At 62.7% G+C, this 16,872-nt stretch carries 11 protein-coding genes; 9 read left to right on the top strand and 2 right to left on the bottom strand.

The window, feature by feature from the left end; all coding sequences use genetic code 11:
* The 9 genes from astB to VFF99_RS04995 all read left to right on the top strand — a co-directional run.
* Positions 1-1,252, top strand: a 1,252-nt coding sequence (astB, locus tag VFF99_RS05035; RefSeq protein ID WP_325015576.1) for an N-succinylarginine dihydrolase, incomplete at its 5' end; no start/stop codon positions are given.
* A gap of 396 nt (positions 1,253-1,648) precedes the next feature.
* Complete coding sequence (locus tag VFF99_RS05030; protein ID WP_325015574.1) at positions 1,649-2,416, top strand: ABC transporter substrate-binding protein; 768 nt, start codon at positions 1,649-1,651, stop codon at positions 2,414-2,416.
* 33 nt (positions 2,417-2,449) lie between these two features.
* On the top strand, positions 2,450-3,235 hold the full coding sequence (locus tag VFF99_RS05025) for an amino acid ABC transporter permease (RefSeq protein WP_325015572.1): 786 nt from the start codon (positions 2,450-2,452) through the stop codon (positions 3,233-3,235).
* 13 nt (positions 3,236-3,248) lie between these two features.
* Entirely contained in the window at positions 3,249-4,007 is a 759-nt protein-coding gene (locus VFF99_RS05020) for an amino acid ABC transporter ATP-binding protein (RefSeq protein ID WP_414691501.1), read from the top strand.
* A 46-nt stretch (positions 4,008-4,053) separates the two neighbouring features.
* The gene (locus VFF99_RS05015; RefSeq protein WP_325015567.1) at positions 4,054-5,463 is read left to right on the top strand and encodes a DcaP family trimeric outer membrane transporter; all 1,410 of its coding nucleotides are present in this window, start codon (positions 4,054-4,056) and stop codon (positions 5,461-5,463) included.
* 339 nt (positions 5,464-5,802) lie between these two features.
* Positions 5,803-7,164 carry a hypothetical protein gene (locus VFF99_RS05010; RefSeq protein ID WP_325015565.1) on the top strand — a complete coding sequence of 454 codons (1,362 nt, stop codon included), beginning with the start codon at positions 5,803-5,805 and terminating at the stop codon, positions 7,162-7,164.
* Positions 7,165-7,174: 10 nt separating this feature from the next.
* Positions 7,175-8,407, top strand: coding sequence for a pentapeptide repeat-containing protein (locus VFF99_RS05005; protein WP_325015563.1), 1,233 nt, complete (start codon positions 7,175-7,177; stop codon positions 8,405-8,407).
* Between the two features lie 560 nt (positions 8,408-8,967).
* Positions 8,968-13,713 carry an NAD-glutamate dehydrogenase domain-containing protein gene (locus tag VFF99_RS05000; RefSeq protein WP_325015561.1) on the top strand — a complete coding sequence of 1,582 codons (4,746 nt, stop codon included), beginning with the start codon at positions 8,968-8,970 and terminating at the stop codon, positions 13,711-13,713.
* On the top strand, positions 13,668-14,711 hold the full coding sequence (locus VFF99_RS04995; protein WP_325015559.1) for a succinylglutamate desuccinylase: 1,044 nt from the start codon (positions 13,668-13,670) through the stop codon (positions 14,709-14,711). The genes VFF99_RS05000 and VFF99_RS04995 overlap by 46 nt, the downstream gene beginning before the upstream one ends.
* Before the next feature lie 9 nt (positions 14,712-14,720).
* Here the strand turns inward: VFF99_RS04995 and VFF99_RS04990 are convergent, their stop codons facing one another.
* Complete coding sequence (locus tag VFF99_RS04990) at positions 14,721-15,107, bottom strand: response regulator (protein WP_325015558.1); 387 nt, start codon at positions 15,105-15,107, stop codon at positions 14,721-14,723.
* A 9-nt stretch (positions 15,108-15,116) separates the two neighbouring features.
* Positions 15,117-16,649 (bottom strand): response regulator, encoded by a 1,533-nt coding sequence (locus tag VFF99_RS04985; protein WP_325015556.1) that lies wholly within the window; start codon positions 16,647-16,649, stop codon positions 15,117-15,119.
* Between the last annotated feature and the right edge of the window lie 223 nt (positions 16,650-16,872).

Genomic DNA, 16,872 nt, shown 5'->3' with positions numbered 1-16,872 from the left:
CGTCAACAGCGTGTCCAACCCGAAGGAAGCCGCGCTGCAAGGGCTGGCCAAGATGCGCGCACTGGCTGCGCGCGGATTTGCGCAGGCGCTGCTGCCGCCGCAAGCGCGCCCCAATTTTCACCTGCTGCGCAGCATCGGCTTCACGGGCAGCGATGCCGATGTGATCGCCCGTGCCGCCAGGGAAGCACCGGTGATCCTGGCCGGCGCCTATTCCGCCTCGCCGATGTGGACGGCCAACGCGGCGACGGTCAGCCCATCTGCCGATACCGCCGACGGCCGCGCGCATTTCACCGTGGCCAACCTGAACAACAAGCTGCATCGCTCCTTCGAGCATGCGCAGACCGCGCGCACCCTGCGCGCCCTGTTCGGCGATGAAAAGCACTTCGCGGTGCACGACGCGCTGCCCGCGACGCCCGCCTTCGGCGACGAAGGCGCAGCCAATCACACCCGCCTGTGCGCGGATCACGGCGCACCCGGCGTCGAGATGTTCGTGTACGGCCGCGTGGAATTCGATCCGGAAGCGCCGGCGCCCAGGCGTTTCCCGGCACGGCAGACGCTGGAAGCGAGCCAGGCGGTGGCACGCCTGCACGGCCTCGACGCACAGCGTACCGTCTTCATCCAGCAACATCCGGAAACGATCGACCAGGGCGTGTTTCACAACGACGTGATCGCGGTCGGCAACGGCAACGTCCTGTTCTATCACGAGCAAGCCTTCGTCGACGAGAGGGTGACGATGGCCGCATTGCGTCAGGCAATGGCCGGCGTCGAGGCCGAACTATGCCCGGTGCGCGTGTCCGCGGCCGATGTCTCGGTGGAGGACGCGGTGAACAGCTACCTGTTCAACAGTCAGTTGCTGAGCAAGCCGGATGGCAGGATGGCGCTGGTGGTGCCGCAGGAGTGCCAGGAGAACCCGGCAGTGGCACGTTACCTGGACGGACTCGTCGCCAGCGGCGGTCCGATCGACGAACTGATCAGCTTCGACCTGCGCCAGAGCATGCGCAACGGCGGCGGCCCGGCCTGCCTGCGGCTGCGCGTGGCACTGACGCACGGCGAGGCGGCAGCCATGCACCAGGGCGTGATCATGACCGACGCGCTGTACCAGAAGCTGGTGGCCTGGGTCGGCAAGCATTACCGTGACCGCCTCGCGCCGGCCGATCTCGGCGACCCCGCATTGGCCCTGGAAGTGCAGACTGCACTGGACGAACTGACAACGATTCTGGGCTTGCCCCGCCTCTACGATTTCCAGAACTGAGAAAACTGTATTTTTTCTGCATCTTTAATTGCGTTCCGGAATCGTTTTGCCGCAAGGCAGGCGAACCGGGCGCAAACCCGCGTGGATACTGGCTTTGCAGCCGATCAGCTGGCAGCGTTCGCCGAAAATGCGGGCAAAATTAGGTCGTCCGACCGAATTTTGTTTTTTCCCGCCACCTCACTTCCGATCTTTCTTCAAGCCGCCGCAGGTTAAGATCGCGCGCCTTTTCGATATCGGAAAGTCACCGCTTTCGATGTCGCAATTTTTCAAGAACCCGTCGCGATGGTGGTTTGACCACCTTGCCGTAACTGGTCCAATACCCACGCGGCCCGCTCGGCGGCAACCCGACTTGAAAAGAAAAAGCAAACAACCCATCCAACCCGGAGGAACACATCCATGAAGAGCATCAAGCACCTGCTGGTCGTTGTGGCGGGGCTGGTCGTCGGCATGACGGCACAGGCCCGCACGTTCGAAGAAATCAAGGCGAGCGGCAAGATCATTGTCGCCACCGAAGGCGCCTACCCCCCGTTCAACTACTTCCAGGGCTCCAAGCTCACCGGCTTCGAAGTCGAACTGGCCGAAGCCATGGTCAAGAAGATGGGCCTGGCGGTCGAGTGGAAGGCGCTGTCCTTCGACGCACTGCTGGCCGGCCTGCGCCAGGACCGCTGGGACATGGTGATCGCTTCCTTCGGCATCACCGAAGAGCGCGCCAAGGCCGTCACCTTCACCAATCCGCACTACTGCAGCGGCGGCGTGATCGTCTCGCGCGACGGCTCGATCCGCACGCCCGAGATGCTGGCCGGTAAAACCGTCGCCGTGCAGACCGGTTCGACCTACATGGAAAACGTCAGGAAGCTGCCCAACGTGAAGGAAGTGAAGAACTTCCCGCAAGACACCGATGCCCGTGCCGCGCTGATGAACGGCCGTGTCGACGCCTGGGTGAGCGACCGTTTCGTCGTCAAGAACGTGATCGAGAACAATCCGAACGCACCGCTCAAGACCGGCGGCTATCTGTTCGTGGAAAAGGTCGCGACCGCGGTCAAGAAGGGTAATACCTCGCTCGCCGCCGCAGTCGACAAGGCGCTGGCCGAAGTCATGGCCGACGGCACCTACAAGACGCTGTCCGAAAAATACATGAAGGAAGATATCCGCTGCCAGCAGTAAGCGCAGGCATCGGTATCGAGCAAGGAGACAGCGGTGAAATCAGCAATCAGTTTGTTGCCGGCCGAGTGGTCGCGCGAGAAGCGCAGCGCAGTGTCCATCGCCATTTCCGTGGCGGGCCTGTTCGCCTTCCTGTGGTTGATGGCCATCCCGATGAGCTGGCTGCCGGAACCGATCGGTTCCAACGCAGAACAGTTCGCCGAGGGGGCCAAGACCACCGTCATGCTGACCGTGGTGTCGGGCATCATCGGCATCGCGCTCGGCGTACTCGCCGCACTGGGCAAACTGTCGAGGTTCCTTCCGCTGCGGCTGCTTGCCGACTTCTACATCTGGGTGATCCGCGGCACGCCGCTGCTGGTGCAGGTGCTGTTCGTGTTCCTGGCGCTGCCCGCGCTGGTGCCCGGCCTGCAACTGTCGGACTTCAATTCGGCCGTCGTGGCACTGGCATTCAATGTCGGCGCCTACAACGCCGAGGCGATCCGCGCCGGCATCCTGGCCGTGCACAAGGGCCAGACCGAAGCCGCACGCTCGCTCGGGCTGACGCCTTTCATGACCTTCCGCGACGTGGTTTTCCCGCAGGCGTTCCGCATTGCGCTGCCGCCTCTGGTGAACAACATCGTGTCGCTGCTCAAGGATTCGAGCCTGGCCTATGTGATCGGCGTGGTCGAGTTGTCGAACATCGGCAACCGCATTCAGTCGGCCACCTTCCAGCCGATCCCGGTATTCATTACGACCGCAACCATCTACCTGATCCTGACCACCGTGCTGACCCAGATCTCCGGTGCGATCGAACGGCAACTGGATGTGGAACGCCACCATTGAGCGGAGCAGAAGGATGAACATGGCAGAGAAGGAACCGCTCATCATCGCGGAAAACATCAACAAGCACTTTGGTCAGTTCCACGTGATCAAGGATGTGTCGACGAAGTTCTACCAGGGCGAAGTGACCGTCATCATCGGCGCTTCCGGCTCCGGCAAATCGACCTTCCTGCGCATGCTGAACCGGCTGGAGACGCACGATTCCGGCCGCATCGTCATCGACGGCATCGTCCTCGACGATGACTTGAAGCACATCGATGCCGTGCGGCGCGAAGTCGGGATGGTGTTCCAGAGCTTCAACCTCTTTCCGCACCTGACGGTGATGGACAACGTCACGCTTGCGCCCCGGCGCCTGCGCGGCGTGACCCGCGCCCAGGCGGAAGAGGCGGCCAAGGCACTGCTGGCGAAAGTGGGCATGTCGGCGCATGCGCACAAGTATCCGCACCAGCTCTCGGGCGGCCAGCAGCAGCGGGTGGCCATCGCGCGTTCGCTCGCGATGCAGCCGAAGGTGATGCTGTTCGACGAGCCGACCTCCGCGCTCGATCCGGAGATGATCAAGGAAGTGCTCGACGTCATGAAAGACCTCGCGCGTTCCGGCATGACCATGATCATCGTCACGCATGAAATGGGCTTCGCCCGCGAAGTCGCCGACCGCGTGATCTTCTTCGAGAAGGGCCAGATCCTGGAGGAAGCGCCGCCGGCGGAATTCTTCAGCAACGCCCGCAACGAGCGTATCCGCGCCTTCCTTGGCCAGATCGCCTATACGGCACGCTAAGCAAGATAAGACGAATCAAACAATCCTTTTAGGGGAGAAAACAAGAATGCAATTCAAACTCACAACCTTGACCGCATCCATCGCACTCATGTTCGCCGCCGCCATTCCGGCGCAGGCGCAAACCGCGAAGGAATTCGAAGAACTGCGCAACGAAATGCGCAAGCTGCGCGCCGAGCTGGAGGCGCTGAAGTCGCAGAAGCAGGAAACCTCCACCGCCGCGCTCGCCGACCGCGTCGAGCAGGTGGAAATGCGCGCCAAGGACGCCGTCGTCCTGGGCGACATCCCGAACTCCTTCCGCCTGCCCAATTCCGACACCTCGCTGCGCGTGTACGGCTTTGCCGAGCTGAACATGGTGCACGAGTTCAAGGGCGACAACACCGACATCGACTACGCCAGCTTCCTGCCCTACGTTCCGCTGAAGGGATCGGCGCAGGCCAACCGCAGCGGCCGCAACTTCGTCCATGCGCGCACCTCGCGCTTCGGCATCGAAGCCAGCACCCCGTCGCCCTACGGTCCGATCGGCATCAAGATCGAAGGCGACTTCAACAACGACCCGCGCACCGGCAACTCCGCCGTCTACGGCACCATCGGCAACATCTACACACAGCAGGGGACCAACAGCTACAACTTCCGCCTGCGCCATGCCTACGGCCAGGTTGGCGGTTTCCTCGCCGGCCAGACCTGGTCCACCTTCATGGACCTCGACAACTCGCCGGAAACCGTGGACTTCAACGGCCCCATCGGCTCCACCTTCATCCGCCAGCCGCAAGTCCGTTACACCTACAAGACCGCGAGCATGGGCGCGTTCACCGGCGCGATCGAAAACTCGGCCAGCTATGTGCTCGACAACACCGGAACCGTCACCACCGCCGGCTTCTCGCGCGTGCCTGACCTCGTCGCGCGATGGGACAAGGGCTTCGACTGGGGCGCAGCCAGCGTGCGTGCGCTCAGCCATGAGCACCGCGTGAAGGACGGCGCCGGCATCAACCAGTCGCGCCGCGGCTGGGGTCTGGCGGCAAGCGGCCTGGTCAAGACCTTCGGCGACGACTTCATGACCTGGGGCATTACCGGCGGCAACGGCATCGGCCGCTACTTCAACTACATCGAAGGCGCCTTCTACGACGCCGCCGCCGACCGTATCCTGATGGAGAAGTCGCTCGGCGTGGTGCTCGGCTACCAGCACAAGGCTTCCGACTCGCTGCGCTTCAACGCCGCCCTCGGGGCACAGAAGAACTACGAGAACGAGTACACCCGCTTTGCGCGCGCCAACGGCCTCGACAGCGGCCGCTTCGGCATCAACCGCAAGCTGTGGCAGGCACACCTCGGCTTCATCTGGAACCCGGTCAAGGGCGTGGACATCGGCACCGAATACATCTTCGGCCGCCGCACCACACTGGCTGGCGAGGATGGCGACATGAGCCGCATCAACCTGTCGGCGAAGTACAACTTCAACTGATCGTGTTTCATCCGGAAATCCCACAAGCCCCACCGGCTTGTGGGATTTCCGTTCACCTGAGTCCGCACATAGCGGACGTCATTCCTGCGAATGCAGGAATCCAGTGGCGTCAGCAGACGCATGCAAGGCACCGGATCCCGGCTTTCGCCGGGATGACCTGAACAGCGGCATCCAAGCACCTGCGCATCCCGCCAAGTATTACTAACTCCGCCCCTCGGATAACAATTCTTGGCGTCCGAGCCCACCCCTTCTAGCATCCCCGACCAAGCATGCCACGGCGCGGCCGGGCTGCTCTCCCAAGCAGTTCCCCTCGAAGCACCTCTCCCTAAAGGACGTGACATGCCGGGCTTCATCACAAACGTGTGCAATCCATTCAACTCGTGCTGGAACACAGCAAGTACGCTTGCCAATGCCGAGCGCGACGCTAAACGCAACGTGGCCCCGCCGAGAACCGGCACACCCGGCATCAAACCTGAAAAGCCGAATTCGGCATTCCGCCGCGAGATCAAGACCAGCAACTCCAACAAACCCGTAGAGAGGCCCACACACGACGACTCCACGGAGGATGAGGTCGCGGAAGAAGGCTATGAGCGCCGCGAAATCCCGTCCATCCCGATCAAGGCCAGCCCTTTCGACCCCGCGACGACGCCGACAGACTGTCTCTCGGTGCACGTCCACGCAACCCCACCGGAGATCAGTCACGAGGACGTGGTTACCGCCGGCATCGAAGGCATGCAGTCCCAGGCGCCGGGTGATGAGGAAAAGCTCGAAGCGGACCCGGTCACTCGGGAAATGGTCGAGCATGAAGTGGAGATGAGAACAAATGAGATGGCGCGATTGATCAGGAAGGCAGAGGTATCCTCGCGGGGCGCCTGGGAGAATTTGAACAACGAGCTGCTCGCTTGGTTTGTCGATCCCTTTCTCGCAGAGCTACTGCAGAACGAAGAGTTAAGCAACATCCCGCCTGAACATAGAGCAGACTATTTTCTGGTCAATCCTCACCGTTTCACTAGTCAAGATGAAATCATGGGGACGGTTTCCTTTTGGATGCACACAATCGGACTTCAAGTGTGCCTCGCTAAAGGTGTTCTGGCGTTCAAACATTTGCATTCGGATAGTCTGGATGCAAATGCAGTAAGAGCCGGAGATCTCGACCTGCAACGCGCGTTCAGCGACTTTATCGCGAGAGCGGCGAAGGCGCCCAAGCCGACGCTGGCGATACTGAATACGGGTAATCATTGGATGGGTGCCATTGCCGATACGCGCGGTGATACCCCTGTCTACTACATTTGCGATACGAATGCTCCCAAACTGAATGATCGGGATGAGGTAGAAGTCAGTGGCTATCTCGATAAGCTTGAGCAATTCTCGGGCGGGCAGATCAAAAGAACCAATACGGTGTATTGCGGGTATCCGATGCAGCTTAGAACGACGAACGCTTGCGGCCCGCTCGCGTGTTGGATGCTGGAGCGGATATCTGAAAAACTGAAGACCGAACCAGATCGCGACATAAGGATGTTGCTTAACGAGTGCTACAGAGAATGGTTCGATCTGACGAACAACAGCCAGAATTTTGAAAGGGAATTTGCCCGTCGTCGCCGTGCGCTTATGTTTGCGCGGATGGGGACATGGAGTACGACAAGTCGGCAAGGTCTGCCGGCGGGGTCCGACAATGGTTTCAACGTCATCAATTATGCGTAAGGAGTGAGAAGTGCTCAGGTTCGACATTGGGAAGAACATCGTCAATCAACCCGGCGACATGCATGTCCGGGTGCAAGATCGGGAGCAGATCACTACGAGAGAGCAATTTATAAACGAGATCGTGAATGGGCATCGTACGGAGTTTAAGAACGTGGACTTCAAGGGTACGGATCGCGAAGATCTGAACCTTAGCGGAATGAATCTGAGCCGGCTGCTTTTCAAAAACGTCCGAATGGAGAACTGCGATTTCAGCGAAGCAATAATGCAAGATGCAAGGATCATCGATGCGGTCCTTAATAACGTCAACTTTTCCGATGCGGACTTGAGTGATGTTGGAATGCATTTCAGCACAGCAACAGGAGTGACAATGATTGGAACAAAGCTGGAACGCGCTAAGTTCGAAGCTTGTGACCTGACTTGTTGGATTCTTGCCGATGCCAAGCTCGGTGACGCGAAAATAAGCGAGTGCAACGTCCGCAGCAGCAGTTTTCAACGCGCGGACTTGTCCAATGCTTGTATCGAAGGGGGCGAGTTTGAGGACATCAACTTTGGCGAAGCAGGTTCAGAGGCTCCGGCGCAGATAAATAAAATCACCATCAGGAACGCTTCATGGCGCTTCGCAAAGGTTAACTTGCGCTGCGAGGAGGTCGAGTTTGACGGGGGAGATTTCAGCCATGCTAAGTTTAACAAATCCCCGTTCCACAGCTGCAGCTTCAAAGGGCCAATTGAACTTGAGCGGTGCGAGGGTTTTTCCGACCTTATCGGATGCAAGCTCGAGAACGTCAATCTCTTGGCTCTGGAGCGCCTGCCAAGAATGGTCCCGAAGCTCCAGTCCTACGAACAAGAATTCAAGCGCCATTCCAGGTGCAGAACTTTGTGGAAGAACGTGGTCGACTGGTATCAAACCTGTCCTGACGAACCCTACAAGTTATTGATCAATCTCCCGTACTACAAAAAGCATATCGACTGGTTCGATGCGGAGATGAGAAGACACCTGAGGGAAAAAGTCCTGGCCCTTGCGGAGAGAATGCCGGCGCTGCAGACCGAAAAATCACGTGCCCTGCTCAAGGAAATCATCGCGCTCGATGACGCACTGACGGTAGGGGAGAGCAACCGGTCCCGAGGGGAAAGCGTGGATACCGCGGATTCAGTATCCGCCGGGGCAAACCAACCCCCGGCCAATGGCATTTCAAACGTCGACAACCAGAACAATGACGTGAATTCCATACGTCTGTACCCCTAGGATAGAGGATCGTAGGGTGGGTAGAGCGCAGCGAAACCCACCTTGCGACCAGCAGGAGGCATCTCGGTGGGTTTCGCTTCGCTCTACCCACCCTACACCCTTTCATTAGACACGTGCCATCGTGTTCGCTAGCCTGGAACCCCGTTCCGGGGCAGGCCGTCCTTCTTCAATCCCTCAACGCCGCTGGATCCCGGCCTTCACCGGGATGATCCCTTTACCTTGCCCCCTTAAGCGAATCGCATTGCCGCATCCCGCGGAGATTTTTCGGTTCCCCTTCATCCGTATCAACTTCTTGTTCTGCAATGGGAGGCAAACTCCGTTCCGCGGTCTATGATGAAAGAAGGATTTCCGTTCTCCAACAGCTTCCCCGCGGCATCATGAATAAGCTTCAGCAATCGGCGGAAATTAAGAATTTCAGACGGTGCATCCATCGTTAGTATTCACCTACGGGCCCCACAAGGGCAGCACGTGTGCCGTGCCGATGTAAATCGGTGTCGCGGCGCTGCAAGACAGCGCGGGCGAGGCGGCGCAAACTTGCAACCACATTTCTGGAGAAGCGTATGACCCAACAAGTCCAAGACCTGCGTGACCAAACCCTGGAACGCGTCCTTGCCGGAATCGATCAACCCGCACCCGCCACCGAATCCCTGATCCGCGCCTGGCTCAATTCCCTCGAAGAAGAAGACCTCGCTGGCATTACCTTCGATTGCCTGGCGTCCTCGCTGTGGGAGGGTTTCTCCCGCTTGGCGCAGTGGACGCCGCAGGAGGGCTGCCGCATCGAGACCCTAACCTATGCCGACGACCGGGGCGTCAGGGCGACCGCGTTGCTGATCCTGAACCCGGACATGCCTTTCCTCGTGGATTCCATGGTGATGGCGATGCGCCGCATGCGCCTGCCTTCGCGCGCGGTGCTCAACGCCGTGCTTTCCGTCGAGCGAAATGGCGACGGCAGCATCGTCCGCGCCGGCAAGGTGGGTAACGGCGCCGGCGCGCCCGAATCCTACGTGTTGTGCCTGATGGCGGAAGAGCTCGCCGCACAAGACCTGCAGGCGTTGCAATCGAATATCCGCATGGCGGCCGGCGACGCCGCAGTGGTACGGCAGGACGCCGAGGCATTGAAGGCGAAGATGTCCGAGGTCGGCGCCGCCGCCGCGGCGCGCGATGCCAATGGGCCGGAAGTCGCGGCCTTCCTCGAATGGGCCAGGAACGAAGGCTTCGAAGTCTTCGGCTACGCGCGCTATCACGTGGTAAGCGGCCAGCGCGAGCTGGTGCGCGAGCCGGGCAGTGCGATCGGCGTGCTCAAGGACAAGAGCCATCCCGTCTACGGCAACTGCCTGGCGGGCATTCCCGGCGATTTCGATACGCTGGCGGCGCGCAAGGAGACGCTGTCGGTGGTGAAGGCCGACGTGCAGTCCACGCTGCATCGCGACCAGCAACTGGACTTCATCGGCGTACGCGATGCGGACAGCCAGGGCAGTGTGCTCGGCGAGCATTGCTTCGTCGGCCTGTTCTCGCGCTCGGCGACCGCAAGCACGCTGCCGCAGCAGCCGTTTGCCCGCGTCCGCATCAAGCAGGTGCTGACCCTGGCGGGCGTGCGCACCGAGGGCTTCCGCGCCGAGAAGTTTCTGGAAATCCTGGAGTCGCTGCCGCGCACCGAGGTGATGGAAGCGGATCCGGCCTGGCTGGCCGGCGTGTGCGGCGCGGTGGTCGCTCTTTACAAGCAGCCGCGCGCGAAGGTGTTCGCGCGGCGCGACGTTTATGGCCGCCACCTGAACGCGCTGGTCTACATGCCGCGCGAGCGCTACGGCACGCATTCGCAGGAAATGCTGGCCCAGACCCTGCGCACGATCTCCGGCGCACGCGACGTGCGCGTGCAGACCCTGCTGGCGGACGGCCCGCTGGCCCGCGTCTACCTGATCGCCAACGGCGCCAACATGGCGCTCGATCTCGACGGCGATATCCAGCAGCCGCTGCTCGGGGTGCTGGAAGGCTGGCACAACGCCTTCGACAGCCTGGTCGATACCACCGACGACATCGAATTGCGGCGAACGTTGCGCAAGCTGCGTGCAAGCCTGCCAACGGATTACATCAATGGTGTGTCACCGCAAGTCGGCTACCGCGACCTGTGCACGCTGCTTGGCAACCCGCAGCCTTCGCGCGTGAAGGTGCGCATCGAGATCGGCGCGAGCGACGTTGTCACCATCCGCCTGCATTCGGTCAATACGGTGCCGCCCCTGTCGTCCATCCTGCCGGCGCTGCAGAATGCCGGCGTGTCCATCCTGCGCGAGCGCACCCATGCCATTCCCGCGCCGGACGGTTCGCGCTTCTTCGTGTCGAGCCTGTCGGTCGATGCGCAAAGTGCCGTCAAGCTGGCCAAGCCGCATGTCGCGCAGGCGGCGCAGGAGTTGTTCGAGTCGCTATTCAATGACGAAGCCGAAGACGGCCGCATGAATGCGCTGGTGGTCGAGGCGGGCTTGCGGATGCGGGAAGTGCAGCTCGTGCGGGCCTACGCCAGTTACTGGCGCCAGGCCGGCTGCCGCTTCAGCCTGCGCTACATGGCCGAGCGGCTCAAGACCCAGCCGGACCATGTGCGCACGCTGGTGGAAGCTTTCCTGGTGCGCTTCAATCCGTCCTTGTCGGCGGAGCAGCGCGCGTTCGGCACCACCACCTTGTCGACCTTCAAGCAGCGCGTGACCGACGTCAATCACGCGGACACGGAAAACATCCTGCGCGCGATCGCCGACCTGATGCTGGCCACATTGCGCACCTCCTACTTCCAGGCCGGGCAGGCGGGCGACACCATCATCTTCAAGTTCGACAGCAGCCAGCTCGCGCTGTTGCCGCAGCCGCGGCCGTACCGCGAGATCTTCGTGTTCTCGCGCCGCTTCGAAGGCGTGCACCTGCGAGGCGGCCCGGTGGCGCGCGGCGGCCTGCGCTGGTCCGACCGCATGGAAGACTACCGCACCGAAGTGCTCGGCCTGGTCAAGGCCCAGATGGTCAAGAACGCCGTGATCGTGCCGGCGGGCGCCAAGGGCGGATTCGTCTGCAAGATGATGCCCAAGGATGCGACGCGCGAAGTGGCGGCGGCGGAAGGCGAGGCCGTGTACCGCCTGTTCATCGCCGGCCTGCTGGACGTCACCGACAACCGCGTGCGCGGCGAAGTGCTGCCGCCGCCGCAGACGGTGTGCTACGACGATGCCGATCCTTACCTCGTGGTCGCGGCCGACAAGGGCACGGCTACCTTCTCGGACATCGCCAACAGCATCGCCGTCAAGCGCGGCTTCTGGCTGGGCGATGCGTTTGCCTCCGGCGGCTCCAACGGCTACGACCACAAGAAGCTCGGCATCACGGCGAAGGGCGCGTGGGAAGCGGTGAAACGCCACTTCCATGAGATGGGCCACGACCTGAACACCACGCCGATCACGGCCGTCGGCGTGGGCGACATGTCCGGCGATGTGTTCGGCAACGGCATGCTGCTGTCGCGCCAGCTGAAACTGGTGGCGGCGTTCGACCACCGCCACATCTTCATCGATCCCAATCCGGACGTGGAAAAATCCTTCTACGAACGCCAGCGCATGTTCGCACTGCCGCGTTCCTCCTGGGATGACTATGACAAGGCATTGATCTCCGAAGGCGGCGGCGTCTGGCTGCGTTCCGCGCGCAGCATCGAATTGTCGCCGCAGGCACGCGCCGCGCTGGGCATCGAAGCAAGCAGCTTGGCGCCGGAGGAATTGCTGCACGCCATCCTGCTCGCACCGGTGGACCTGTTCTATAACGGCGGCATCGGCACCTATATCAAGGCGTCGACCGAGTCGCATGAGCAGGTCAAGGACAGGGCGAACGATGCGATCCGTGTGGATGGACGGGAACTGCGCTGCAGGGTAGTGGCTGAAGGCGGCAACCTTGGCGCGACGCAGGCGGGGCGCATCGAATTCGCGATGAAGGGCGGGCGTATCTTCACGGATGCGATTGACAATTCCGCCGGAGTGGATTGCTCCGACCACGAAGTCAACGTCAAGATCTGGCTCGATGCCGAAGTCAATGCCGGCAAGCTGGCCGCGGAGGAACGCAACCGCCTGCTCAACGACATCACGCCCGACATCGTGCGCCTGGTGCTGCGTGACAATGCGCTGCAGACGCACCTGCTGGTGCGGGAAGCGCAGGCGCAGTTCGACCCCGCGGTGCATGATAGTTACGCGGCGCTGATCGCGCGGCTGGAAGCGGAAGGTGTCGTCTCGCGCAAGCTGGAGCAGTTGCCGACGGCGGCGGAACTGGTAGCCCGCAAGAACGAAGGCCGCGGCCTGACGACGCCGGAACTGGCGGTGGTCGTGGCGAACGTGAAGAACCGTTACAAGCGCATGTTGTCGGAACTGAACCTGGTCCAGTTCGCCTGGGCCAGGAGCATGCTGACGCCGTATTTCCCGCATGCGCTGGTCGCAACCCGCAACCCGCTGGAGCATCCGCTGGCCAATGCGATCCTGGCCACCGTGCTGGCCAATGAATCGGTCAACCGCTGCGGCCCGGTGATGATGGCGGAAATCGCGGAAACGCGCGGTGTGAAGGAAACCGACGTCATCTGCGCGTGGGCGCAGGCGTGGGCGGCGCTGAACCTCGCGCCGGTGTTCAGTGTGCTCGACGAGCATGCGCTGCAGGTGCCGCGCGAGGTTTCGCTGGCCGTCGACCAGCACGCGCGTACGCTGCAGAAGGCGGTGATCCAGGGCGTGCTGTCGGTGCCTGAGCAGGAGCTGCGCGAGTCCGGCGCGCTGGCGGAGCTGACCGCGCTCTTCGGCCAGCCGCAGGCGGTGCAGGATTTGGCGCCGCTTGCTTCCGCGTCCTTGCCGGTCGCCGGCATGCCGGAATCCTTCGTCCAGGCCTGCGAGACCGTCGAGGCGATCGAGGGCATCGCCGACTTCCTCTTTGCCGGCCTCTCGGTGCCGCGTCCGGACAGCATGAGCCTGACGCAGTTCCTGAAACTCGGCATGGCGTTGCGCCGCCAGGCGGGCATCGACGGACTGGAGCGCGTGCTGACGCATGCGCCGGCCAGCGCGACGCAGGAACCCTTGCGCGACCATGCGCTCCAGGCCTTGCGGCGTGCGCAGCAGCGCTTGTTGATGCGCGTGCTGCAGCAGGCACCCGCAGCCATCAAGGCCGCGCAGGACCCGGCAGGGATCGTGGCGGCGCTCATCAACAAGCTCAAGGTCGATGCCCGCATGGCCGCGACCGGCGAACAGCAGAACCTTGAACTGGCGGTGCTCGATGTATGGGCTCTGTCCGAGGCTGCTTCTTCAACGACGGAGCCGGTGTGATGCAGGCAGCGATGGACAAGCGGCTCGACGATGAGGTGCGAGCATTGGCGGGTGCAGACTTCTCGCACATCGCCGACAGTTTTGCCAACGCCGGGTTCCAGGTGCGCCTGCCCGCGCGCGGCATCCTGCAGGTGGTAAGTGCCAGCCATATGCTGCGCCGGCCCCGGCTGCTGCTGTCGGTGGGCATCCACGGCGACGAGACGGTGCCGATCGAGATGCTGGCCCACCTGCTCGCGGCCCTCGAACGTGAACCGCGTGCGCTGGCCGTCGACCTGATGGTCGTGGTCGGGAACATTGCCGCCATCGCGGAAGGAAAGCGCTTCATCGATGCCGACCTGAACCGCCTGTTCCGCAGCGAGCGCGGCAGCCTGGCGTCGGCGGCGGAGGCGGCGCGCGCGGACGCGATCATGCGCGCCACCGCGAACTTCTTTGCCGGGCCGGATGCCGATAAATGGCACCTGGACCTGCATACCGCGATCCGCCCGTCCTTGTACCCGACCTTTGCGGTCGTGCCGGCCGTGGCCTTGAACACCCGTATCGATGCCTTGCTCGGCATGCTTGGGCGGGCAGGGATCGAGGCGGCCATCCTGAACGGCAAGCCGGCCGGGACCTACAGCGCCTACACCGCCGGCTTCGGCGCGGCGAGCGCGACGGTGGAGCTGGGGCGGATCGGCGTGCTGGGCAGTAACGATCTCGGAATTGCCGAAGCAACTGCGAATACCCTCGACCGCTACATGCGCACCGCGAGGCTGGAGCCGCACGATGTGCGGCCGAAGGTATTCCGTGTCGCGCAGGAATTGATCAAGCACACCGACGCGTTTCGCATGGCATTCGGACAGGAGACGCAGAACTTCACCGCGCTGGCGCCGGGCAGCGTGATCGCCGAGGATGGCGACACGGTGTACCGGGTCGGCGCGGAGACGGAGTACGTGGTCTTCCCGAATCCCGAGGTGCGGGCGGGGCTGCGCGCCGGGCTGATGGTGGTCGAGGAAGGCTGAACGCCGGCTTCAGCGCCTTTGCTTCAGGCAGCTGTCGATGGCCTCCACCACCTTGGTGGCATTGAAAGGCTTGACCACGAAGCCGCCGACACCGATCTGCATCGCCTTCTGCACGTTGTCCAGTGTCGGCAGGTTGGTCACCATGATCATGCTCACGCGCGGGCTGGCTACCCGGATGCGCTCGGCTGCCGTGTGGCCGTCCAGGCGCGGCATGTTGATGTCAAGGAAGGCGATGTCCGGCCTGTGCGCTGCGCACAGCTCGACGGCGCGTTCGCCATCCTGCGCTTCGGCCACGACCCGGTGCCCCTGCTCGCGCAGCAGCAGGCGCAGGACGTGGCGTGTCGTGCTGTCGTCATCGGCAATCAGGACCTGCAGTTCTTTTTGTGCGGCCGGCATCTTGTCTCCTCATGATGTGAGCAGGGATTGCAGCTTGCCGCAGACGCGGCGGTATTCGGTCTCGATTGCGGCAAGCCGGCGCTCGATGTCTTCGGACGAGCCGGCCTTGGCGGCGGTTTCCGCGGCCTTGCACAGGGCCGACAGCCCGGTGGCGCCGATGGAGGCGCTGCTGCCGCCCAGCGCGTGCGCCACTTTCGCGAACCTCGCAAGATCGGCTTCCGTCACTGCCTCGCGCAGCGCGGCCAGCCGCGGCGGCCCGTCGCGCTGATAGAGCGCCGCGAGCTCGCCGAAATCCTTGCCGAACATGGCCTTCACTTCGTCGAGCTCGTCCTCGCAGGCTGCGGGCGATTCCTCCTCGGGGAGCGGAGCCGGCCGGGGCAGCCAGCGGGCGAGCACGTCGGCGAGCATCTGGGGGCGGATCGGCTTGGTCAGGAAGTCGTCCATGCCGGCGGCCAGGCATCGCTCCTGTTCGCCCTGCCCGGTGCTCGCGGTCAGAGCAATGATCGGCGTCCTGCGCTCCGGCACTTCCGTGGTACGGATGCGCCGTGTCGCTTCCAGGCCGTCGAGCACCGGCATTTCGCAATCCATCAGGATCAGATCGAAGCGATTCCAGGTGTGCATTTCGACCGCCTGCATGCCGTCTGCCGCGACATCGGCCTTGCATCCGAGCTTTTCCAGCATGCGCGCGGCGACCTGTTGATTGACCGGGTTGTCGTCGGCAACGAGGACGCGGCAGCCGGCGTGCGAGGACGCGGCGGCGGTCTCGGACAGCGGCAGGCAATCCCGCTGCCCGCCGGCCAGCGGCAGCTCGACGGCGAGGCGGATGACGGCGGCGGCGGGCTTGCTGTAATCGACCGTGACCGTACCCTGCATCATCTGCACGAGGCGGGAGCACAACGCGATGCCGAGGAGATCCTTGCCGTCGAACGCGGCATCGTGCAGGCTGCGCGACGCAGTGGCGGGCAGCAGAGAGGCCAGCCGCGCGCCGTCCTCCGATAACCGCGGCACGCGCGCTTCCAGCACGATCCTGCAGCTTTCCCCGAGGAGTGCGGTGCTGCAGGCCAGCGACATGGTTTCACCGGCTGCGCATCTCAGGGCAATGTCGGCCATGGCGGAGAAGGCGCCGCGCAGGCGCGCCGCATCGCCCTGCAAGCGCACGGAAGACGGGTAGGCGATTGCGAGTTCAATCCCTTTGCCGCGGGCACTCTGCGCTTTGCCGGCCAGCGCAGCCCGGATTTCCGGCAGCAGGTCGAAGGGCGCGTGGTTGAAACGGAAACTGTTGGATTCGATGAGCGACATGTCGACGATCCGCTCCAGGGAGTCGAGCAGGCTGTCCACGTTGTGCCTCGCCGTGCGCGCGTACTCTTGCTGGGAAGGCGTCAGGCCGGTGTCGATCAGCAGTTCGAGCATGCCACGCACGCCGTTCACCGTGGTACGGATGTCATGGTTCATGTCTGCGAGCAGCGCGCCCATGGCCAGCATGCCGTTCTTGTCCTGGCCGGCCGCATCTGGTGCGGCTGCGCTTTCTTCATGTAAGTGCATGACTCTCCCAGTGGTCCCGGCCGCGCATGTCGCGTATCTGAATCACATCCCGTCCGGCGCCATTATTAAAACGCCAATTCCTATCGTCTTGCCACCCCATAAACATGGGATAAATCGCATTTTCCGCCCATTTTCGTGAAATGGCTCGCATTTCCCCTTCTATTCGTGCGGCTGCTTTGCCGCGGCGGTGCCGATAATGCACGTTAAGAAATTCCGGCCCAGC

The organism is Noviherbaspirillum sp., from assembly GCF_035654295.1.
Classification (GTDB): Bacteria; Pseudomonadota; Gammaproteobacteria; order Burkholderiales; family Burkholderiaceae_D; genus Noviherbaspirillum.
This window is presented reverse-complemented; position numbering and strand designations above follow the sequence as displayed.

Coding starts and splice junctions, on each gene's coding strand:
- VFF99_RS05030 (WP_325015574.1), top strand. CDS start 1,649: ATGAAGAGCATCAAGCACCTGCTGGTCGTTGTGGCGGGGCTGGTCGTC.
- VFF99_RS05020 (WP_414691501.1), top strand. CDS start 3,249: ATGAACATGGCAGAGAAGGAACCGCTCATCATCGCGGAAAACATCAAC.
- VFF99_RS05015 (WP_325015567.1), top strand. CDS start 4,054: ATGCAATTCAAACTCACAACCTTGACCGCATCCATCGCACTCATGTTC.
- VFF99_RS05010 (WP_325015565.1), top strand. CDS start 5,803: ATGCCGGGCTTCATCACAAACGTGTGCAATCCATTCAACTCGTGCTGG.
- VFF99_RS05000 (WP_325015561.1), top strand. CDS start 8,968: ATGACCCAACAAGTCCAAGACCTGCGTGACCAAACCCTGGAACGCGTC.
- VFF99_RS04995 (WP_325015559.1), top strand. CDS start 13,668: ATGGGCTCTGTCCGAGGCTGCTTCTTCAACGACGGAGCCGGTGTGATG.
- VFF99_RS04990 (WP_325015558.1), bottom strand. CDS start 15,107: ATGCCGGCCGCACAAAAAGAACTGCAGGTCCTGATTGCCGATGACGAC.
- VFF99_RS04985 (WP_325015556.1), bottom strand. CDS start 16,649: ATGCACTTACATGAAGAAAGCGCAGCCGCACCAGATGCGGCCGGCCAG.